The 21801-nt window shown below is 39.9% G+C and carries 15 protein-coding genes; 7 read left to right on the forward strand and 8 right to left on the reverse strand.

The window, feature by feature from the left end; translation table 11 throughout:
- Window positions 1-287: 287 nt before the first annotated feature.
- A complete protein-coding gene (locus F607_RS0104500) occupies window positions 288-809 on the reverse strand; it encodes an invasion associated locus B family protein (protein ID WP_027707108.1) in 522 nt (173 codons plus the stop codon).
- 288 nt (window positions 810-1097) lie between these two features.
- Between F607_RS0104500 and F607_RS28160 the strand changes: the two genes are divergently transcribed.
- A complete protein-coding gene (locus tag F607_RS28160; protein WP_051310894.1) occupies window positions 1098-1850 on the forward strand; it encodes a hypothetical protein in 753 nt (250 codons plus the stop codon).
- 347 nt (window positions 1851-2197) lie between these two features.
- A complete protein-coding gene (locus F607_RS0104515) occupies window positions 2198-3415 on the forward strand; it encodes an aminotransferase class I/II-fold pyridoxal phosphate-dependent enzyme (protein WP_027707109.1) in 1218 nt (405 codons plus the stop codon).
- 113 nt (window positions 3416-3528) lie between these two features.
- Here F607_RS0104515 and F607_RS0104520 read toward each other — a convergent pair whose 3' ends face one another.
- Window positions 3529-4116 (reverse strand): hypothetical protein, encoded by a 588-nt coding sequence (locus tag F607_RS0104520; RefSeq protein WP_027707110.1) that lies wholly within the window; start codon window positions 4114-4116, stop codon window positions 3529-3531.
- Window positions 4117-5076: 960 nt separating this feature from the next.
- Here F607_RS0104520 and F607_RS0104525 point away from each other — a divergent pair.
- Entirely contained in the window at window positions 5077-5925 is an 849-nt protein-coding gene (locus F607_RS0104525; RefSeq protein WP_027707111.1) for a glycine zipper 2TM domain-containing protein, read from the forward strand.
- 155 nt (window positions 5926-6080) lie between these two features.
- Here the strand turns inward: F607_RS0104525 and F607_RS0104530 are convergent, their stop codons facing one another.
- The 3 genes from F607_RS0104530 to F607_RS0104540 are packed head-to-tail and all read right to left on the reverse strand — an operon-like array spanning window position 6081 to window position 13104.
- Window positions 6081-6884: a sporulation protein gene (locus F607_RS0104530; RefSeq protein ID WP_027707112.1), complete on the reverse strand. Its 804-nt coding sequence runs from the start codon at window positions 6882-6884 to the stop codon at window positions 6081-6083.
- Between the two features lie 53 nt (window positions 6885-6937).
- A complete protein-coding gene (locus tag F607_RS0104535) occupies window positions 6938-11488 on the reverse strand; it encodes an OmpA family protein (RefSeq protein ID WP_027707113.1) in 4551 nt (1516 codons plus the stop codon).
- 14 nt (window positions 11489-11502) lie between these two features.
- Entirely contained in the window at window positions 11503-13104 is a 1602-nt protein-coding gene (locus F607_RS0104540; protein ID WP_027707114.1) for a hypothetical protein, read from the reverse strand.
- A 633-nt stretch (window positions 13105-13737) separates the two neighbouring features.
- Between F607_RS0104540 and F607_RS0104545 the strand changes: the two genes are divergently transcribed.
- The gene (locus F607_RS0104545; RefSeq protein ID WP_027707115.1) at window positions 13738-16104 is read left to right on the forward strand and encodes a phosphoketolase family protein; all 2367 of its coding nucleotides are present in this window, start codon (window positions 13738-13740) and stop codon (window positions 16102-16104) included.
- A 66-nt stretch (window positions 16105-16170) separates the two neighbouring features.
- Here the strand turns inward: F607_RS0104545 and F607_RS0104550 are convergent, their stop codons facing one another.
- Window positions 16171-16911 (reverse strand): L,D-transpeptidase family protein, encoded by a 741-nt coding sequence (locus tag F607_RS0104550; RefSeq protein WP_211233594.1) that lies wholly within the window; start codon window positions 16909-16911, stop codon window positions 16171-16173.
- A 131-nt stretch (window positions 16912-17042) separates the two neighbouring features.
- Entirely contained in the window at window positions 17043-17294 is a 252-nt protein-coding gene (locus F607_RS0104555) for a hypothetical protein (RefSeq protein WP_157365380.1), read from the reverse strand.
- Between the two features lie 772 nt (window positions 17295-18066).
- On the opposite strand from F607_RS0104555, the gene F607_RS0104560 reads away from it, so the two are divergent.
- Together F607_RS0104560 and F607_RS0104565 are read left to right on the forward strand one after the other, a co-directional pair.
- The gene (locus F607_RS0104560) at window positions 18067-18594 is read left to right on the forward strand and encodes a hypothetical protein (protein WP_027707118.1); all 528 of its coding nucleotides are present in this window, start codon (window positions 18067-18069) and stop codon (window positions 18592-18594) included.
- Window positions 18595-18661: 67 nt separating this feature from the next.
- Window positions 18662-19546, forward strand: coding sequence for a TraB/GumN family protein (locus tag F607_RS0104565; protein ID WP_027707119.1), 885 nt, complete (start codon window positions 18662-18664; stop codon window positions 19544-19546).
- A 116-nt stretch (window positions 19547-19662) separates the two neighbouring features.
- Here the strand turns inward: F607_RS0104565 and F607_RS0104570 are convergent, their stop codons facing one another.
- Entirely contained in the window at window positions 19663-20202 is a 540-nt protein-coding gene (locus F607_RS0104570; RefSeq protein WP_027707120.1) for a glycine cleavage system transcriptional repressor, read from the reverse strand.
- Between the two features lie 376 nt (window positions 20203-20578).
- On the opposite strand from F607_RS0104570, the gene F607_RS0104575 reads away from it, so the two are divergent.
- Window positions 20579-21769, forward strand: coding sequence for a class I SAM-dependent rRNA methyltransferase (locus F607_RS0104575; protein ID WP_027707121.1), 1191 nt, complete (start codon window positions 20579-20581; stop codon window positions 21767-21769).
- Window positions 21770-21801: the final 32 nt, after the last annotated feature.

A 21801-nucleotide genomic window follows, 5' to 3' on the forward strand; every position in this document is an offset into this window, starting at 1 on the left:
GGTCCCCTGCATAACAAAGCGCCCTTTATTAAAGTCGTTGCTTTTAGCCAAGTAGCTGAACTCATTAAAGGTGCAAATGCGGATAAAATCGTTATAATTGAGTCAGGCAATGACGGTCCCTTCCTTGGAATGGTTTAATTTTTTTGTCAAAAAAATTGTGCCGTCATTGCCACTTGAACTCCAGTTATTCTGCTTGTTTTCTACCAAAAAAATCAAATTCTGCTCATTATTTAAGCATGCTTGCTTAAGTTAAATGGCCAAAGTCGAGATGCCAAAAAAATATAGCACTACTTATTGATATATTCTTCTGCAAAAAGTAATGCCGCAGTAATTCCTTTTAGTGATATTTTAACATTCACTGGTTTACCTGATTGACTGATGTAATTAATGGTAAGCCAGCGTCCTTTTTTTAAAAAGCTTAACATTGACTCTGTATCTGTCAGCGAGAGCTTTCGTTCGTTTAAGCTTTCATTTGGAAGTAGTTTAACTTGGAAAGGTTGATTATCATCGATGGTAAATGTTGCTTTTTCGGCTGGATAAGCATCGTCTAATACGTGATAAAAGACAATTTCTGTGTTTATGCCTTGTTCAGTTGATTGTTGTTGAACAATAAATTGAAAAATAGTGCCATCGCCATAAGGAAATAATTTTTTATCTCTAACATGTGTTACTGAACGACAGGTATTGTCAGAGTCATTTAAACAGTTCACTAGCCAGTCTTTAAAATAACGTCGAGTTTCTCCAGGGAAAGCATTAGCCTGATTGGATGCTATGAATATGAAAATAAAAAGTAGTGATTTTTTTAGCATATTTGTTCCATGTTTTTTGTTCGTGGAGCTGATCTGTAAGGTTATTAATAAGTTTTACCCATGTCTACATTAAAATTTTTGCAGTTAAATCCAATCCTTTCCTACAAAGGTTAGTATTTGCTAACCCTGATATCTAATGTTTTAAGTGTCAATCGGTGTGACTGCAGTTCGTCGGCTGAATCTTGAACAGGTAGATGTCTTTTTGACATAATATGTCACGTTCTAAGATGCTGCAGAATACCGGTAATTCGCAGGGCAAATGAATGAGCCGTTGATAGGGAGTTGCCTGTGAAACAAAAAACGACATTATATTCTTTAGTTAAATGGACATTTTATATAAGTGTAATTATGGGCGCAGTAGGTTTTTGGTTTAGAAATGACTTTCCTGCTGCCAATGAGAGGATTATTGATCCTCAGGTCGCAAAAGAACCTTTACAGAATAAAGTTAATAAAGAGTCATTTAAACTTATGCGTAATGGTGTAGTGTATGAGGTTAACCCTCTTTATGAGTATGAACTAAGTGGTTTAGTTGTCTCATTAAATCATCATGATGGTAAGTTTGGATTACATAAACGTTCTGAAGATCATATAAATGTAGCGGACTTATGTGTAGTTTGGGGTGTTAATGCTAAACAGGTCGATTTAAATGAGTTTGATTTTTGGAATGGAGAGTTTACTTGTAACTATTTAACTAAGAACTCACTACAAGCCAGATTATTTAAAGATAATCAGTTATCTAATAATCACTTGGTTGCAGTTGATGAATTTATTCGGGAAAAAATTGCAGATGTTAAAGTGGGTGATCAGATTTATTTAAAAGGTTGGTTATCTGAGTATAGAAATCATCTGGGGTCACGTGGTACAAGCATTACTCGGGATGATACAGGCAATGGCGCTTGTGAAACTATTTATATAAATGACTTCAAAATACTAGACTCAATGCAAACGAGTTGGCGTACCATGTATAGCATGGGGCTTTGGGGATTATTATTTAGTGCATTGATATGGGTGTGGGGAGTAGGAACAGGGCGTTTTAAATAAAATTAATCTATTTCTTGTTGTGTATTAATATATTAAACATGGTTGCAGGTTTTCCTCCAACCATTTTTTTATATGTATGTTGAAATTGAATTGAAATTGAGAGAACGCTTTCCTAATGCCCTGGCTATGGTTCAAGTTAAGTCAGTGTATGCTTACATTGTGGTGCTTTTTAGTAAGTGATCTATATAAGGGGTAGGCATCAGTGAGCAGTTACTGGGGGAGTTCCAAGCTATATTAACATGGCCAGTATTTTTTATTGTACGTAGTGGCAAATTACGGCAGGATAACTGCCGAGAAAACGTAAACACGCTTCTTTGTTTATTGTGTTGGCTTGGAGAAATCACACCATGGCTCTGGAATTTGGACAATCAGTATTTGAACATGCACAACGTTTACAAGAAGAAGGGCGAGATGCTAATCAGATTGCGAAGATTCTTTGTGAAAAGGATCAGCAAGGTCATAACTATGGCATAGGCATTGTGTTAGATGGTGAGGGACGAGCCATGGCTTCATCATCCACGTTACTCGAGTATGCCACAAAAGAAGTTCAGGAAAGTACTATTGGAGACTACAAAAACTCCAATGCGCAGCTGGAAAGTTTAAAAGAAGCTGTTTTAAGTTGGCAGCAAGTTCCTAAGGAATACTGGTCAAAATTCAAGCTTGGCTTGGTATCAGATGCTGGTACTGGTGCGGTAAAAACAGCGGTTGAATTAGGCTTAATGCAAAACTCTGCGTTGAATACGTTAGGTGTTGAAACGCTAGGTTGGCCTGCTTATAAAGCCATTGCTAAGGTTGCTCGCGTACAGTTTGCTGAGTTTGCGCAAGATGGAATTATAGATCAGGAAAACACCTTGCCTATTTATCAGGCCGGTCCAATGAATACGACAGGCATGGTGCGTTCAGCTGATGTTATAAAGCAACGGGCGAAGGTAGCAGCGGATAAAGGGCAGTTTGTGGTATTGGATCGTGCATACTCAGGGTTTGAATTTGCACGAGAGCTAGCGGATAAAGGCTATCAGTCTGTGATGGCACAAAGTTATGATTTACAGATCAGGCCATTTGTAGAGCAGGGTGTGCCTTTCTGCTTGGCAATCAGTCCAACCAAAGCATTTATTACATTTGCACTTAGACCCTGTGGGTTAGTCTTACTCTTTTGCCCTGATGAGCAAGAACAGAAAGGTGCAGTATTAACGTTAAATACGATTATTCGTGCTCGTGGTTCTTCTTTTGAACATCCCATTACGCGTGCGTTTGCTAAGGCAATGATTAATGATGGTGCACGTTTACATGCTGAGCATGAGCAGGCTTTAGCGCGGGTAGCAGAAGCTGAAGCTGTTTGGCAAGAGCTGGTTAAGGGGACTGCTATAGAGTATTTATACTCATCGGACTATGCAGGCTTGTTTAGAAACCCACAGGCCAAAGATGATGCTGCAGTTCATATTTATGAGCAGCACATTTATCCGGTGTTTGCGAGTAACCGTTGTCGACAAAATGTAACCGGTATCCCTGCTGATCGGGCATTAGCAGAACGGCATGTGAAAGCATTTGCTGAGCAGTGCTTTTAGGTTTTCAATATTCTGATAACAGATATTTCTCTTGTGTTCTGTAGTATTTCTGTCAGGTTTAGTCTGATGAAATGCTGCAGGACATACCATGTGTTAACAGGCCCTAACAGGCGTTAGGATTTAGATAGCTTGGTATTGGCGTCGTGCTCAAACGTGTAGTAACACGCCAGGTTATAGGTTTGGCTTTGTGATGTACCAATTAATCTTGGATCGAAAGGTGCCAGGCCATCCATCATCCATTCCTTGTCACACCAGCGATATGAGCAGAGCAGCTTATGGTTATGGCTGGTGAGAATTTTACATGCATAATAATCACGGCTTGGTTCAGTAAACTCATTCAACTGAATCACTTCAATGCGTTTGATAGTAAACTCACCCGCTCTTATCAGATGATGTATAAAGGCTGGCTTTTGTGACTGTTTGATTTTGCTGAGCAAGCGTTGGCTAATAAAGCTGTGTAAGCTAAGGGGTGACTGAAAACGACTCAGTGCCATCAAACACTCTTCTGCCCGCTTTTCAAGGTGAGATGATGACCACTTTGGATCATGCTGATTCAATACGGACTGAAGCACTTCGAAAGGGTAATTCTCGTAGCTTTGTTTATTGGCTGGGCTTAGTTTTTCTTTATGCAGTGCATGCCAGATAAAAACTGGAACGAGTAGAAGTAATACTGCAAGTAATAGGGAGAAATATAAATACATAAGGCTATACACTACTCATACAAAGTGAGTTGCAGTTCCAATTGCTGTGTACTTTTCATATTCATTTTATATCTACTTTATGTGTCATATTTGAGGTTATTGCTTAATCGTTAAAATAATGCACACAAAGTGCTGTATCACTTACAAAATGAACCTACGATCAGCCGTTTATTGTAAAGCAATTGTCATTTCTTCTTATGGATACTCTTCTATGTGGATATATACCTTTTGTGAAGGATATATACCCTTCACGAATGATTTCTAGGTTTTGTTATCTTCACTCCTCACCCCAATCACCTATTAATATAGGCTCATGGGGCTTCGTCACTCGATGGCCGCACCTAAAAACCATTCGTATTGGGTATAACATTAAGAATAGCGTTAACTTCATCAGGTTATGTGCTTTAAATAAGTCTCAATTAAAGGTCTTAACTAGAGATTGTTAACAGCTAGAATAAGCTTCAAATAAACTCTTTTAACTATCTTACATTAAAAACTTGGATTCGTTTGTTGAATAGTAGAAAAAATAGTGAGACTTATGCCAAAAAACACAAGGCTGAATGAGCGGCGGTACTTTTTGCCTTTAAATTAAGGTTGAAAATAACGTTCAGTGGGTTGCACCACTTTATTCAGGGCCTGTTAACACTATTTTAATTTAATGGTTTTAGCTATTAGGGTAATTGCCTTAGCTAAGCTATAGGCTTGAATTTGTTTTTATGGTCTGCGTCATTAATACTGTTTAATGTATTTCACATTCTTAACAAAAGGAACAATCATTAACAGTTCATATGAGTTGTTTTTGCTCATTTCCCAGTAAAATCCATTTTCTTGAAAGATATCTATACCTATAACGAAGGGTATAAGTAACCCATAAAGGGTTTTATACAAATGATTTACTTGGCATAACAATCCACCTCAAGGAACTATGCCTATCATCGTATTTCTAGGACAGAAGTGGCAATGAAAAAATTCTTGATCAGCAGTTTTCTTTGTGTAGCCATGGTTGTATCGAGTGGTTGCTCAACCCAAGGTAATAAACAACAGATTGGTACCGCTGTAGGTGCAGTACTGGGTGCTGTTGTCGGGTCTGCTTTAGGTAAAGGGAACGGTAAGAAAGTTGCCATTGCTGCGGGCGCGGTATTGGGTGGTTATATTGGCAATCAACTGGGCGCTTACTTGGATGACCAAGACCGTATTGCTTTAGAACAAAAGTCAATTTCGGTATTGAATACAGCAAAAGATGGTGAAGATATTCAGTGGCGAAGCCAGCGCACAGGTGCAGAAGCGACGATTTCAACACGGAATACTCGTCAAGAAACACGGAGCGTGAATTACTATCGTGATAAACGTGTTGTGAAAGTGATGAATTTAACTGTTATAGGTAAGCCTTTTCAGGCCAAGCAACGAGCCAATGTACGTAATGCCCCAGAAAAACAGGGTTACCGAGTTACTAGCTTGGCTTCTGGCGAGCAAGTGACGGCTGTGGGTAAAACACCGAGTAACTGGGTTATGATTGCGAAGAAAGGCGTTACCATTGGCTATGTTCATGGATCATTATTAAAGCCTGTTGCTGCTCAAGAAAAACAAACTGTACTCAAAACTGCTAAAACCAGTGAAGCCTCAAGTCAGCAACCAAAAAGTATTAATATTGATGATATTGAGCTGAAAGGGGTGGATGTTGTTGAGGACTCAATGGCGGTCAATACACAGTGCCGTAGTCTTGATGTAAAGGTTAATAACAAAGGAAAATCAGGTAACGAAAGCTTTGATACCTGTAAAGGTGCTGATGGGGCGTGGGAAATTATTTAATAGCACTTAACGCTAAAATTAAAAAACGGACATTTAAATGTCCGTTTTTTAATTTATGTGCTTTTATACCCATAATGAATCATTTTTAGGTGTCAAAATAAAGTGGTAACAAAGCCTAAAAATCATTCGCGAAGAGTATAATATGCCTATATGACTTATTTTTGTGACTTTACTTGGTTTAATAGGTACGTAAGCTTCTCTTTAACTTTGGCATAAAGCTGTGGAGCACTATTAAGCTGACTTGGGCCAAAGGCAATCTGACAACGCTTTATATCCTTATCAAAAAGGGCATTGAAGTAGTCCTGCCAACGTTTCTCTTGCAAGTTAACCCACAATGAACCTTTAACCTCTCCTGACTCAGCTAATGAAAGTCTTAGCTTCATGTGATCAATCTCTTTATAAAGCTCTGGAGACGGTTTGAGTTGTATACTGATATAGCCTTGTCGCTGATTCCAATGGTAGTTAAATTCGGTAAAGTCTCCTTGTGAAACACAGGCATCAGCAATCTTTAAAAGCGATTCTGCTGGCTCAATGGAAATGGGCTGTTCAATCGTACGTACTTGTTGGTTCAAGGTGAAAGCACAGCGAACAGACCACTGGTGTTTTTGATCTGTAATTCGGCAGTTATGCGGTAGGGTAAACTGAAAATCAAGTGAGTGATTTTCTCCAGTATTTAATTTTAGTGAGTCACAGAGTAAGGTTTTTTCAGCCGTTTGGCTTAGCTGTGGCGAAGTGGCTTTACTCGACTGCTCAATAATATGCTCTTGTAAGGACAATTCTATATTGCTAAGGGATAGCTCAAAATTTCCAGGTATTGTCAAGTCATCAGCAGGAGACTGCTCGTCGTATGTGAAGTTAAGCGAACCCGTAATCACCTCGCCTTGATGATAAGTTGGCTGGTTAATTTTTAACTCAACATGGAACGTATCAGCAATAACCATTTGATGACTAGGGGACATATGTTTACTCCTATAAAGGGGGTATGTAAAAAGATATGCATGAGCATTATATCTTACGATACAGGTACTTCTGTCATTTTCGATAATCCCAGTTGATTCAGATCAGTTGCAAACCAATGTTTTAATAGTAAACGCGTATATTGGGTATTTAATTTTTTATCAAGCTCACAGTAGTATAGCCAGCGCATCAGGTTTGTAACGGGATATGGTTGATTGGGTATAACGGGCAGTTCTTGGTCATCTAGCTGCAACTGTCGTTGGTTACTGCGCTGTATATTATGCAGTAAATGCTGACGAGCCATGCTTACTTCTGCTGTATTTGGAAACTGAGACCAGGGCATGTGTGCTGAAAAATAGCTATCAGGAGCAGGTAAACGAAGGGATAAACGACGTTCAGAGTAGCTGTTTATTTTGTTCTGGGGAAAACAAAGATCGCCCATTTGATAATAAAAGTCAGTAGGATGATCACTATGAATATTGATTTTATCTTCATGGGTTATACGTTGCTGAACATAGTCTCCAGCTGAAGCAGATGAGGCTAATGGTCGCATGCCACTAATGCGTTGACCTGCTGGGTTAAAATAATGAAGAGCAGCGATTCCACCAAAGATATGAATTGGGTGTTGCTGTGCAGCTTGCCAGAGCTGCTCACCCAGAACCTCGCGTAACTGCTTGATAGCGAGACTGTCATAACTGGCTAATGTTTGTAGTAAGGAGCTTAGGGTAAGCCGTTCTGCAAAGGCCTCACTTAATGATGGCAAAAATTGAGGCTGGTCATTATTGATTTGAATGGTTCCTAAGTAGTAAATACTTCCTGCAACAGGCCATTCGGCTCCAGAAGAGAGTGGCTGAACTACTTTTTCTGTAATCATGAGATTGAAGGGTAATTGGCGCCAGTCAGAGACTGAACTGTTGGCTACATTTAACTCACTACAGGCGACTAAGGTGGCTATTTCAAAAGCTTGTGTCCATTCGAACCCATACAGTAATTCTTCATCAATACTCACATCATGGTTGGCAAATAACGGACTGTCTTTAAATTTTGCCGCATAAAATGGTGAGGCGGTAAAACGACCCTGTTGTTGTACTCTAAATAAAGTCGATGCCTGGGCTATTCCCGCAATAGGACTATCAGATGAGGATATAACTGGGCAACGAGCTTCTTTAGTATGGGGCAACAGGGTATGTTCTTGGTATTCCTGTTTAATCAGCGTACCTGCAGCATCATGGCAGGGTGTTAAGCGTGATAGTTCAATTGACATAGGCCACAAACCACTTGCACCTAAGACGGGTGTTGTATGTTGAGCAAGTAGCTCATCTTCACCATGAATACGAATAAGGCGACGGGTTTGGTGCGTTGCTATTGGTATCTCAATTGTTAATCCTGTTAACCAGGTATAGGCTTGAAACCGAGCAAGTGTCTTATTTGTATCCGGTTGCGGAATAGCATTATGCTCAGTTTGACTCGCTTCTTCGGTAGGCTGGTTACTGATATGAGATGACATGAAGGGCAAGGGTGGCTGACCTAAAATAATTTTATTACTGATCGCGTAACGGGGAAAAAATATGGCACCAAAATTACCCTGAAAGTGATGTTCTTCTGGCAATAGGTTGGTTGTATTTAACTGGTAAGTCATCTCAAATAAAGGAGAACCCTGCTGCATGTGTGTGGGGTATGCAGCAATTGCCTGCAGTTTAAGTGGTAAGGGGTGAGTAATAGGTTGCTCTTGCCATTGTGGGTTTTCCTGAGAAAGCGTGTCTTGATCTTTTATAACGACAAGTACCCGAAGCTGATCAAAAGGTGTTAGGGTTTCTCGCTGCTGTTGGGTTAAAAATTCGCTGAGTTGCAGCCATGGCTTATCTTGTGTACTGCCAGCTTCACGAGCGTAAATGGCTGTATATTTAAATATTTTTCGATCAAAAGGCTGATGCTCAATTGTGGGAAACGTAGGAGCATGTTCAGCTAAGACCTTGGCAGAAAAGTTAATCAGGCTGGTTGGGTTCAAGCGCCTCAAATTGGTGGCAAGCCACTGCTCACCTGGTGGTAATGAAAATTGTGCGCGAGGGTTTGCTCTGTAGTTGAGATGGCCTTTTTCGATTGGGTTATTGCTAGCCTCGTCAGCTTGACTATTTATGAGTGTTACTTCATCTAGCCAGTATTGAGCAAGGTTGTAATCAATGGCGGAATGGGTTGGCCAATACCATGTTTTAGTAAGAAACTGATGTATAAACTCTGAGAGTTTAAGTCTATTAACGCTTTTTTCTATGGAGCATTTTTCGTGTTTGGCATACCAGGCAGCGAAGATTAGTAACTGTTGCAGGCTACAAAACACTTCATATCTCAGTCTGATTTGATTTTCGAGCCATACTGTTGAGGCTTGAGATGGAAGCTGATTCTGATTAAGCCAAGGCAGAGGTTGTAACTGTTTTCGGTTAACTTGGCTACGTTCCCAAAGGGCAAAAAAATTGTTTTGTTGCGTCAGCGCTGTTTCAAATTGTGTTTTTAGAATGCAGTCAATATGGTGATATAACGGTAAGCGATTGTTATTGTCTTGTGTTTTTGCTGTTGGCTTGCAGGAAAACCATACCTGATTTGTTAGATGTTGGGTTGTGGTAACACTGGTTGTGCCTTGGCGTAGCCGAGCGAGTATATTTAAAAACTGTGCAGCCGTGGCGGTAAATCCAAGTCGTTGTAAAAGTTCTTCGGTTACTGTGTGTTGTAGCTGGGTCAATATTTCTTCATTGAGCGTAAGTGCAAATAGTGGAATTGGCAGAGAAACAAAAATATCCAAGCGGCGGCTAGCGGTAATTTCTTCACCCGCTGCGCCAGATACTGGACTCAGGTCTCCTCCAGCAATACAGTGAATTTTATCCTTAGGGACGCCTTGCTCAACTAATAGCGAAGCGGCCACCTGTACTCTTTGCCAGGCAAGCAGGTCATTTTTTTCACAAGTGCCAATTGTGTCAGTAAAGCCGTGCAAGGTGATATTTGCTTGAGAATATTGCTGCCATAAACGTGCAACAGACTGAAGTTGAGCAACCGGTAACGAGGTTGATTGAGGTTGCTGATAATAAAAAGAAAAACGTAAGCTGCACATCACACCATTGGTGAAAGTACTAATTCCATATTGCTGATATTTTTTGGCAAGCGTAATAAATTGTTGTAAGGCTTGTTGATGTCGGCGGCTGTGAAGCTCAGTGTAATAGTTGAGTGTAAATTCAAGTAGTTCAGTTAAACTATGTGCGTTAGTGGGTATACCAAAACTATGCAGCTGGCGCTGTTTAATTTCGTTTTCCGGATAATTATTAAAATAGCGTATAGGGATGCCTGGAGTAGCATGATTAATCAATTCTTTCATGCACTGAGCAGAAATTTCATTGAGTTTAATCTGGGGAGGCAGTTTTACCAACGTATGTAATTTTTTTTCAGCGAATAGTTGTTGGGGGGATGTTGAAAATAAACTTTCCTCTGCACTGTGTTGTGAAGCGTTATGCGTTATTGCTGATTCACGTTTAAGTATTTGTGATAGCAATGTTTCTACTTCAAAATACTGAATCGTATGCTGCAGATTAATGTTAGTTTTATGGTTAGCGATATGTTTTAGTAACTCTGTGATATTAGGAATTAATTGGGAGAGGGTTTGACAAGGTAGTGAACCATTAACTGCTGCTGTCTGAAAATGATAAATACGTTGGTGATGGTTATGTTGGTGATAGTTATATAGGCCAATCGTATTAGTATGCTGTGGCCAATAAGGAAAGTGTTGAATTAATTGATCGGATAATGATAGTGGTGTTGCGTTGAGTAGGCAAATATCTGCAGTGGGTGTTGTTAATAAAAATGCAGCTTGTACAGTAAAAGAATAGAGGATTTGCTGGGGAGATTTTGTGTAAACAGTAAAGATCAGTAAAGCATTATTGAAAATAAATGATTGTTTATCCTCTACAATAATGGCCGCAAAACCACTTTCAGTTTTACAAACTGGGATATTTTGAAGAAAGGGAGGGGTATCCTCAACACCCTGATGTCGTACTTGTATATATACACTGTCTTCTGTAGTAAAGGACTCGGGTGCAAATGATAAAACCAGTAATTTATTTCGATTAAGCATTAATGTGTCAATTTCAGGTGTAGCTAACTGCTTTTTCCAGTTTAAGTGATTTGCACTGGATGGCTCTTGATGGGGTTGTGACTGGTTTAATTTTAATGGGTGAAGGTTAACGGTGACCCCGGTATCCAACCATTTTTCGGGGAGCTGTTGAATTAAAACAGAGGACAGAGATGTATTGAATAACGAAAACCATTGCCCATACAGGAAAGGAGGAATAAACAATAACTTAATTGGACTGTGTTGGGATAAATGATAGATGGGGTGTCCCAAGCTACCATCGTTGTTAAGATGAAATAGTTGTCCCTGTTCGTTGGTTGTCCATAACGTTAGATAAGGTTCGTCGGTAATTCCATGATGTTCTTGAGAGAGAATAAGCGTATTGGCTAAAGGCTTGATTGAACCTTCAATTAATTCATCATTTAGATACTCTGCTGAGCATAAGTATTGTACTTTTAATGCATGGCAAGTACCCAGTGGGTAGATGGCTTCCATAGTATACGTTTACTCTAAATTGGTTCGTTGCGGGTATCGGCTAATAAAGGAGATGTTTGCTGTAAGTTCAACACAAGTAAGTCTTGTAAACGTTTATTCCTGAAAATGTAAGCGGGCACTTGTTGAGTGTCCTCTGGTATTAGAATTAAATCAAACAGGCCTTTTATGGGTAAATCATCAAAGACCAGTTCAATCCATTCTGGATGGTGATGAACTTTAGGACAACTGGCAAGTTTTGGGGCCGTTGTATGTTGCCAGTGAGGGTCTTTACTGCGCAGTTGATAGCGATCTGAAAAATATTTATTCGTTAGTCCCGTAACTTGTAAGTGGAGGACCAACCTTTGTTCAACAACATTGATATAGGCAACAGGAATTTTATTATCCCGAAACTGATCTAAGATAAGACGATGCTTGCCGAAGCGTGGAATTAATTTTTCATTGAGTCCTTGTTTAACTTCTAAAGGTGTTTTTTCCTGATCGAGTAAAGCTTGTGAAATGGGACCTATGACTCCCTTTACAGCATCAAAGTGGGTGACTTGGGAATAATGTTTAAGTTCACTCAAAGAGGCTCCTTCAGCTGAGAGTTTTTCAAGGTTATTTTCATAAGACAGAATTTTTTCCCAAGGCCATTGTCGGTGACTAAAGCATAATACAATGCCAGACTCATCTGTTTGGCACTCTCCTTTTATACGGTAAGGTATCCACAGTGTGTCTAACCACCGCCCTCTAGCTTCGCGTTGATCTGGGTTTACCGTTTTGATAAATTTTGCAAAGTATTGTTGTCGGTAAAAGTGAACACGTACATCTTTTAGCATTCCTCCTTTAACACTTTGTAATTCCCGCCATAACTTTCCTTGCCAAAAAACATATAACCAACCTTCAGGTAACAGATCTGCATGTGACCGGCTCTGAGCTGCACTGATTAACCCTAAAGGCTTAACGGGTATAATAATGTTATCCCACTCATCTTGTTCTACATTACTTTGTATTGGTAGTACATTTTCAGCTAAAGGTAAGTATAAAGGTGGCTCTTTATACATGGGTATTTTCAGGCCAAAACGGCGGGGATAGTTTGGAATATGGTTAAAAATAATCAAACTGCGGTATTTATCACTGTCTAACGTGCTTTCTTTGGGAGGGAGCTCAATAGAAGGTAAATCACGTTGTTGGTTAGCAAATAAGTGTAAACGTTGAACATTCGAGTGTTTAACTCCTGCAACCTCAATAACAAGTTTATATCGACTTTGATTTGCTTCACCTTCATCTGATGCGGCAATAAATTCGCTGCCACCCGTTAATAATGAGGGATCTGGTGTTTCATCAGAGCGAAAGGTGGCAACCACAGAAAGTGAGCTTTTTCGGGCAATACAAAGATCACCTCGAATTAATATTTGTGTGAGGTTCTTTGCTAGTTGCTCATGATCTTGACAGTGTTTTAAGGGAGGGAAGCGTTGTAAATGTTCTGCGATTTGTGGGTGCTGAGCAAATAAGCGTTCAACAAATAAGCCTATGTCCCGTTCATTTGAAAAATAGCGTGGTTGAAAACCAGGCGTGATAGGAATACCTTTTACAACAATTTCATAGGGGGTATTTTCGAATTCGAACTCAGCTTTCATGTGATAGAGGTAGATTAATTGGCGTATGAGATATACCCATAGTGCTGGGTATATTGATCTTTAAATTATAGCAAACTGCGTTATATATACCTGATACATTACTCGGAATAGAAAAAAATAATTGAGTAATTGTTTTTATACGTTAGTTTTGTAACTGTCTTGTAAGTGAATAGTATTTTTTGTGAATTTCTTTAAATGGTTTTTTAGGAAGCTACTCACAAAGATACAGTCTATAGCACTATTGAAAAATAGACTTATATTACGTGCTACGCAATGGTTACACGTGCCGACATATTCATTTCTTTTCGTATCAACGTAAGTGTTGTCAGTATGATTTTGTGGTGTTGCTCTAAAACACTGACGTGGGTCATTCACTTATTTTATCAACGTGTAATACTCCGCCCTTTTTTTAAATCAGTCCGTAAATTTTTTTCTTGCTAGGGGATACCCATGTTTTGCATGTGTGGTTACCCAAGCATGGCAAACAATGTTGTATCCATAAGGCTCTGATAAGCAGCAGAGCAAGGTTTGGATACAGAGATTTATACCCACAATGTAGGGTATAGCAGTGCATTGCTTGTCTTTTGGAAAGTCCATCAGTCTTTAAGTAGTAGTTATAGCCTGAGGTTAGTTATGTCTTTGCAACATGAAGTAAAAGCGCTCAAGAAGTTTGTGCGTGCCGCTAACTATCTTTCTGTCTCCCAGATTTACCTGAAAGATAACCTGCTCTTAGAACGTCCCCTGCAACACACGGATATCAAACCACGGTTACTAGGTCACTGGGGAACCTGTCCGGGTATTAACTTTTTATATGCGAACGTTAACCGCCTTATTGTTAAGCACCAGCGTGACTTTATGTGTTTGATTGGTCCTGGTCATGGTTTTCCAGCGGTACAAGCAAACCTGTTCATCGAAGGCTCGTTATCTCACTATTATCCTGATGTTATCCCTTACAGCGAAGAGGGTATGAAGGATATCTGTCGTAAGTTCTCCCAAGCTTATGGTTATCCCTCACATGCTAATCCAGAAGCTCCAGGACAAATTCTGGAAGGCGGTGAGTTAGGTTATGCGCTTGCTGTGGCATGGGGTGCGGTACTTGATAACCCTGAGCTTATTGCTGTGTGTTTAGTGGGTGATGGTGAGTCTGAAACAGGACCACTGGCGGCTTCTTGGTATGCTAATCGCTTGGTTTCACCCAAAGAGAGTGGTGCTGTACTGCCAGTGTTGCATATTAACGGTTATAAAATCTCTGGACCTACACGTTTAGGCCGTATGTCCAATGAAGAAATCACTCAGGAGTTCACAGGGCTAGGCTACCACGTTCTGGTTGTGGATGATGAGCGAGAAGAAGACATCTATGAGCAAATGGCAAAAGCAATGGACGAGGCTTATGCCATTATTACTGATATTCAGCAACGTGCACGTAATGGCGAAGATGTTGAGTGTCCTCGTTGGCCATTAATTGCGATGAAAACAGCAAAAGGCTGGACGGGTACCAAAGAAGCTGATGGTAAAAAGCTGGAAGGTAACTGTGATTCTCACCAAGTGATTGTGAATCAGTGTGCTGATAATCCAGAGCATTTACAGCTGCTAAACGAGTGGCTTGCTAGTTATGGTTTCCATGAGCTGTATCGTATTTGCGATGATCAAAGTATTGAATTTGATGATGATATTCGAGGCTTAATTCCTGCGCCTGAACAGACCATGGGCAGACAGAAATTGTCTTATGGTGGTGAAGTTGTTGAGGATTTAGTATTACCTGACTTAACTGCATTGGCTTATGGTAATGATGTACCGCGTGGCGAGCGTGGTTATTCAATGTTAAAAATGGGCGAGTGGTTACGTGAAGCCATTCGTTTGAATGAAGCTCAGTCTAATCTGCGTGTCTTTAGTCCGGATGAGACATATTCAAACCAGCTTCAAGCGGTATTTGAAGTTACTAATCGCAGTTGGCAGTGGCCAATCAAGCCCTGGGATCAAGATATTGCGCGTGAAGGTCGCATTATCGAACTGCTTTCTGAAAACCTGCTATTTGGTATGTTACATGGTTATACCGTAACAGGCCGTTTTGGTATGTTCCCAACGTATGAGTCTTTTGCACAAGTGATTGCTTCAATGGCAGATCAGTACTGCAAATATATTCATGCATCACAAGACGTGCATTTCCGTAAGCCTGTCCCCTCTTGTAATGTTGTACTGTCTTCTTTATTGGAAAGACAGGATCATAATGGTTACTCGCATCAAAACCCTTCATTGTTAGCTTCTATGCTGGAGAAACATCCTAAGATTGTTTCAGCCTATTTGCCTGCTGATGCAAACTCCACTCTGGTTTATACAGAGAAGGCGTTTGTTGATCGTGATAAATTGAATGTTGTCGTTGCCGGTAAAAAAGAGTTGCCTGTTTGGTTAACACTTGAAGAGGCGCGTCAGCAAGCCCAAGATGGCATTATGACCTGGGATTTTGCTTCTGATGAAGATCCTGATGTAGTACTTGCAGGTTGTGGTGACTATGTAACGCAAGAGTGTTTGGCTGCACTGGTGTTAATCAGAGAGAGATTACCACAAGTTAAAGTACGCTTTGTCAGCGTTACTGAGCTGACTTCAGGTGGTTTGGGTTCGTTAAAATATGCTGATAAACCTTATCTATTAGATGAGTTTTTTACTAAGGATAAGGGTGTCGTATTTAACTTCCATGGTTATCCCAACACTATTAAGAAATTGGTCTTTAACTATGCTGGTGTAAAACGCTTTAGAATTAAAGGCTATGAAGAGAATGGCTCAACAACCACACCATTCGATATGGGTGTGAGAAATGGCACATCTCGTTATCATATGGTCATCGATCTAGCCTATAAAGCTTTCCAGCAAGGGGTGATTAGTGAAGATGAGCACGCCACAGTGACTACGGAAATGCTAAGAAGGTTAGTGGAGCACAAAGAGTATATTCTGAAGCACGGTGTTGATCCTGAAGAAATTAATGACTGGCAATGGCAGCGTTAATCATTTTTGTGTTTTAGTAGAAAACAAAAAACCGCCTAATGGCGGTTTTTTTATTGTGTGTCGATATCAAGGGTAGTGATTGGCGGAAACCACTGGGTGGCTGTATGGAGTGAATGCGTGGGCGATTTGTTGATAAAGGTGGTTGGTCCATCTGGGAGAGGTAAGTGGTGGTTTGAGTGCTTGTAATCGAGGATCAGTTGGTGCAATAACCACACTGACTTGCCGCTTTCCTATGCGATGTACCAAGGTGAACAGTTCTTCTATGGCTTGGTCTCCCACAGCTAAACAGCCAATAGATACATCTTTGCCATGAATGAAAATATCACCACCGAGTCGGGTTCGGCCATCCGTTACAGCTTTTTGTTGATCAAATGCATTGGGGTAATTGAGCTTCATGGATAAGTGATAACGGCTATTGGGATTTAAAAACGTTATTTTATACAAGCCCTCTGGAATTTGTTTATCCCCCTGCCTAAGCTTTGGACCTTTAGTGCCACTGTTGGCTAACAAAGGATAGGTCCTGACATAATGCCAGTTATTATCTTGTTTGGCCCAGAGCTCCATTTGCAGTTGGTCTTTGATGGTGAGCAGACTGACTTCTTGAGGGGGGAAATTAAGGCCAGCTGAAGTAAAGTATGGTTTGAGACGCGATTCAGCTTTGTATCCATATCTATAAATGACATCTTCAACAGTGCGTTGCCCAACCATTTTGACATAAAAGGGATACCAAAGGCTCCTTCCGTAACGATAACCCATGGGTAGCAACATGGCTAAAGCTAAAAAAATCGCCAACATGCCTTTTATCATTACACTTACCTTCAAAGAGAGAATTTTTAACTGGCAAATGATCAAAAGAGTGAGTAAGTCACTTCACTTTTGCCGTAGCAGAATTTTTAACCAGTTCTCGTAATAAGTGTAATGTATTTTTGTGATATGTATCACGGTTCAAAAATAAAAAATTGGGTTCTCGTCCAAAACGCAATGGCTTGTGAGCGTGAAAGACCATGACAATAACCCACTCTGGTAACGGCATCATGGCACTGTTGCAGGGAAGCGTTCTTAGGTAATAAATTGACAGCTTGATTCATTGCATCTAACAGAGAACGTTCACTGTCAGTGATTTCATGCATAAGTAAAACATCATCATTAGCGTTAGTAGGATAGTTGAGAATAGGATATCTGCTATTCATGTAGTGTACTGACTTTTGGTGTTTATCAATATACATATACTTCTTCCAAATGACTTTTCGAGTAAGTAGTCATTACTCAGTCTGTTTTAATAAGCGTTATCGCGTTCAGAAAAACAATTAATCAAGGGGAATTACTCAGTTCCTTAGGTGATCATAGAAAAAGGCATTTATCATAAGTATAAGTCAAGTTGTTTATATGGCTTTGGATAGCCAGATTTAACCTTGGTGCTCGTTTCGGGCTTAGGAAGTAAGGCAAATAATCAAATTAAAAGTTCCCTATGTCGGCGTGTTCTTAACTTACTGTTTTTTAGAGTACTTACTAAGACTGGATGTGATTTTTTTTATTATGTTGTGAGCTGTATCCTTAACTATCCATGAAAACGTGAATGCTTGCTTAATAATAAATATGACTGGTTATACCCTTCGCTGTGGGAATATATTATTGGCCTGTTCCAAATTAAAAAGTAGGGTAAATAAAAAGAAGTACGGCTAATCAAATAATTTGATTAGCCGGTTTGGCGCTAGACGGCCAAGAGGCAGGCTTGTAATGCATTGATTATTTCACTAAAACTTAAAGTGTTAACTACGAAATATCGCTTTGGTTTTGTAAAGTTATGTACATGATTGCTGTAGGACTTTGCAGTATGACAGGGTGAAAAATTTGATCCTAACGATTGTTTTGGGGGGGAGTCTATACAGAAAAGCAACCACTGATGCCCTTTGCTGTGGGTGTATATTTAGTGGCTGAGATTCTGGTTGCTCGTGGTTTTATATGAGCATATATCGCTCTAATCCAATTACTTTAAATAACCCTGAAGTTTCAATCGCGAAGGGTAGAGGTAAAGTGAAGTTACTCAAGCGCTTGGTGTTACTGTTCTTAATAGTTATCCTGGTCTTACCGTACTTGTTGTATTGGTATGGTATGTCAGTATGGCAAAGTCGGCCCATGCCTGCTCATGCTATTTTAACGCAAGCTGAGGCTGAGAATGTATGGTCTGCAGTGGGAGGCGTTGGTGCTCCAAACCTTAAAGCCGTTGGACCCTGGCAATTCGTGTTGTATTTTGGATGCTCAATTGCACAGTTAGAAGGCTCTAATCGCAAGTGTGAGCAGAAATATGCGGGTTTTCTTCCCGTTATTTTAATTATTGAGCATTATCAGCAGCAGGAGTTAATAAATCTGCCGGCATGGCAGAAAGCTATTGTTAGCAGTGCTTTAGTTATTTGGGTCACAAATAACTGGACAATAGATCAGGTGCTAGCTTCATTGGTTGAAGTTAAGCCTGAGTATTTGCCAAAGTGAGTGGTTCACATTTGTAAGGGGTGATGGGTTATATTAGTAGTCATGATGTGTAGTGTTTAGGTGTTGTATGAAATTTTGCTGCTCTCTGAGGTTAGGGTTATCTGCATTATTATTAGTCACTTCAGGCTTTCTCTGGTCTGCTGAGGATAAGGGATTATTTTGGCATGTCACAAGTTCAGCAGGGACTGCATACGTGTTAGGTACCATTCACTTTGCTGATCAGTCATTCTATCCATTACGTAAAGAGATCATTGACGCTTTTGAAAAGTCCGATGTATTAATTGGAGAGCTTGATGCTGAAGCATTGGATGGTAAAAAAATAGCTAAGATATTGGCGAAGGAAACACAACTACCAAAAGGTGAGACTTTAAAAGATCATCTTAATGATGAGGTCTATAAAAAATTAAAACAGTACTTTCAGCAAGAGAATGTACCATTTAAATCCGTTGAACAGACCAAGCCTGGTTGGTTAATGATGCAAATAATGACACGGTATATACAAAAGCTGGGGTATAACGCCAAAGATGGACTGGATAGGCATTTTATGCAACGTGCTCAAGGGAAAAAGGAAATTATTGGTTTAGAATCGCTTGTAGAACAATTACGTCTTTTTTTAGAGCTTGATGATGCAGATGCCTTAGTGAATGAGACGTTACGCAGTATCGATACAATGGATAGTGAATTGGCAGCATTAGTGAAGAGCTGGAAAAAAGGGGATGAGCAGCAACTTGAGCTATTATTAATTAAGAAGCCGTTATTAACTGAGCCTAAAGCAAAGCCCTATTTTGACCGTTTTATTTGGCAGCGTAATAAAAAAATGGCAAAAAAAATAAGTCTACTTTTAAAAGAACCAAAACGTTATTTTATTGTGATTGGCAGTGGGCATTTGGTAGGAAACCAAAGTGTCTTAGCAGAGTTGGCTGCATTGGGGATGCAAGTAGAGCGACATTAATACGCTTAAAGCCTTTTTAAAAGGGCAGAGCTATTGCATATAAAAATGGTTTTAAAGATAAATCTAAATGCCACTACCCTGCTTAAAGTATTGACTTACCATCATAAAATTTATGGCTAATTTTCATTGTCCAGCGTTATATCAACAATAAGTTCATTCGCAAGTTTTTCTAGACCGGACTTTATAAGATCAATATTAGCATCTAAAGGTATACGTAAAATTGCAGATGCTTTAAATATTGCATCATTAGACATAGGTGCTGAAGTATGCTCGGTCTCTAAGTTGGTAATATTAATTTTAAAGCCAAGCAGGATTTTGGTGATATCTCGAACAATACCAGGTCGGTCATTACCCAACAAATGCAGTGTGTATACTTTTTCTTGTTCTACCTCAGCTTCTAATGTGGAGTTACTCGTTTGATCAATTATTGCCTGGTGAATAGCAATCTTTTGAGCAGACAATTGATTGAACTGTTCAGTCAGCGAAGAAAGGTATTTATTGGGGACATAAATATGTGCAATACCAGCAAACTGGCCATTAAAGAGTGATAGTTTGCTGTCTAACCAGTTGCCTTCATGGGCTGCTATTACTTGAGAAATGGTTTCAATAATACCTGGTCGATCAGGGGCAAGCAGTGTAATAACCACTTCAGCCATGGTGCTTCTCCCTATAACATGAGTTACTAATCTACTTATACCTTATTCTACCCTAGGTTATGGGTATGCCCTTCACTGTGGGTATATATTTGAGTATTAATTAATCTCAACTTATCTTAGCTTTTCAATTACAGCAACAGTTTTGTTATTATCTTTGGTTATTATTCAGCAAATGACAAAAATTCTTGCGCTAGGTTTGTGTTTTTATAACACTTATGTCGTTGACATTGACGTTTGATGACAGCCGCTTCTGTAACGGGAAGTGTATTGTGAAGCGTAAGATGGTAGGTGATAGTGATTGTTAGCTGTTTACGTAATAGGTGTACGTTATCACCAGAGTTGCCAACTGCATTAATACATAAAAGAGATCAACTGTATGTCCCTAGGTTTGGTTCGTTTAAAGGCAAAAGCTGATCGACGGTTACGCGCCGGTCATATATGGATATTCAGCAATGAAGTGGATACAAAAATAACTCCCTTAGGGCAGTTTCAGCCAGGCGAACAGGTCGTGGTGGAAAATGCAGCAGGAAAACCCTTAGGAATTGCTTATATCAATCCAAACACATTGATTTGTGGGAGACTTATTAGTCGAGATGTGCAATATAAGCTCGATAAGTCACTGTTAGTTCACCGATTGAATGTTGCGATGTCCTTACGAGATCGAATGTTTGACAAGCCTTATTATCGGCTGGCCTTTGGTGACAGTGATAACCTTCCAGGGCTGGTTATTGACCGCTTCGATGATGTGGCTGTTGTTCAAATTGCAACCGCAGGGATGGAAGCTATTAAAGAAGATATTATCGCTGCGTTGCAACAGGTCATAAACCCTAAAGGTATTTTGTTCAAAAATGATTCTCAAGTACGTCAGATTGAAGGTTTAGATGAGTACACTGAAATTGGTGCAGGTGATGTGCCTAATCAGGTTAAGCTGATAGAAAATAATGCTTATTTTATGGCGCCAGTGATTGATGGTCAGAAAACCGGATGGTTTTATGATCACCGGATGAATCGTCAACGTTTGCTTAATTATGTCAAAGATAAGCGGGTACTTGATGTATTCAGCTATGTTGGCGGCTGGGGAATTCAGTCTGCGGTTGCAGGTGCAAGTGAAACCCTGTGTATTGATGCATCAGAGCATGCATTACATTTTGTCAGAGAAAATGCCGCATTGAATAATGTAAATACTCGCGTAAATACTATTAAGGCGGATGCATTTAATGCCTTAAGGGACTTACGAGATGAAGAAGAAAAGTTTGATGTAATTATTATTGATCCTCCCGCATTTATAAAACGTCGCAAAGATCAAGCGGCAGGTGAGCAGGCCTACAGGAGAATTAATGAGCTTGCCATGCGCTTGCTAACTCGGGATGGGATTTTGGTGTCGGCATCATGCTCAATGCACCTTAAGCGGGAAACTTTGTTGGATACACTACGTCAAAGTAGCCGCCATTTAGATCGTCATTTACAGATCTTAGAGCAGGGCCATCAGGGGCCTGACCATCCGATATTGCCTGCTATTCCTGAAACTGACTACCTCAAAGCCTTTATTGCACGTATTGTATACTAAGCAGCTTTGGATTAAGCCCACTGGCAAAGGGT

It is taken from the genome of Zooshikella ganghwensis DSM 15267 (genome assembly GCF_000428585.1).
Taxonomy (GTDB): Bacteria; Pseudomonadota; Gammaproteobacteria; order Pseudomonadales; family Zooshikellaceae; genus Zooshikella; species Zooshikella ganghwensis.

What these genes read in the sequence shown, in the direction of transcription:
- F607_RS0104500 (WP_027707108.1), bottom strand. Translation starts at nt 809, where the DNA reads ATGCTAAAAAAATCACTACTTTTTATTTTCATATTCATAGCATCCAAT.
- F607_RS0104515 (WP_027707109.1), top strand. Translation starts at nt 2,198, where the DNA reads ATGGCTCTGGAATTTGGACAATCAGTATTTGAACATGCACAACGTTTA.
- F607_RS0104520 (WP_027707110.1), bottom strand. Translation starts at nt 4,116, where the DNA reads ATGTATTTATATTTCTCCCTATTACTTGCAGTATTACTTCTACTCGTT.
- F607_RS0104525 (WP_027707111.1), top strand. Translation starts at nt 5,077, where the DNA reads ATGAAAAAATTCTTGATCAGCAGTTTTCTTTGTGTAGCCATGGTTGTA.
- F607_RS0104530 (WP_027707112.1), bottom strand. Translation starts at nt 6,884, where the DNA reads ATGTCCCCTAGTCATCAAATGGTTATTGCTGATACGTTCCATGTTGAG.
- F607_RS0104535 (WP_027707113.1), bottom strand. Translation starts at nt 11,488, where the DNA reads ATGGAAGCCATCTACCCACTGGGTACTTGCCATGCATTAAAAGTACAA.
- F607_RS0104540 (WP_027707114.1), bottom strand. Translation starts at nt 13,104, where the DNA reads ATGAAAGCTGAGTTCGAATTCGAAAATACCCCCTATGAAATTGTTGTA.
- F607_RS0104545 (WP_027707115.1), top strand. Translation starts at nt 13,738, where the DNA reads ATGTCTTTGCAACATGAAGTAAAAGCGCTCAAGAAGTTTGTGCGTGCC.
- F607_RS0104550 (WP_211233594.1), bottom strand. Translation starts at nt 16,911, where the DNA reads ATGATAAAAGGCATGTTGGCGATTTTTTTAGCTTTAGCCATGTTGCTA.
- F607_RS0104555 (WP_157365380.1), bottom strand. Translation starts at nt 17,294, where the DNA reads ATGAATAGCAGATATCCTATTCTCAACTATCCTACTAACGCTAATGAT.
- F607_RS0104560 (WP_027707118.1), top strand. Translation starts at nt 18,067, where the DNA reads ATGAGCATATATCGCTCTAATCCAATTACTTTAAATAACCCTGAAGTT.
- F607_RS0104565 (WP_027707119.1), top strand. Translation starts at nt 18,662, where the DNA reads ATGAAATTTTGCTGCTCTCTGAGGTTAGGGTTATCTGCATTATTATTA.
- F607_RS0104570 (WP_027707120.1), bottom strand. Translation starts at nt 20,202, where the DNA reads ATGGCTGAAGTGGTTATTACACTGCTTGCCCCTGATCGACCAGGTATT.
- F607_RS0104575 (WP_027707121.1), top strand. Translation starts at nt 20,579, where the DNA reads ATGTCCCTAGGTTTGGTTCGTTTAAAGGCAAAAGCTGATCGACGGTTA.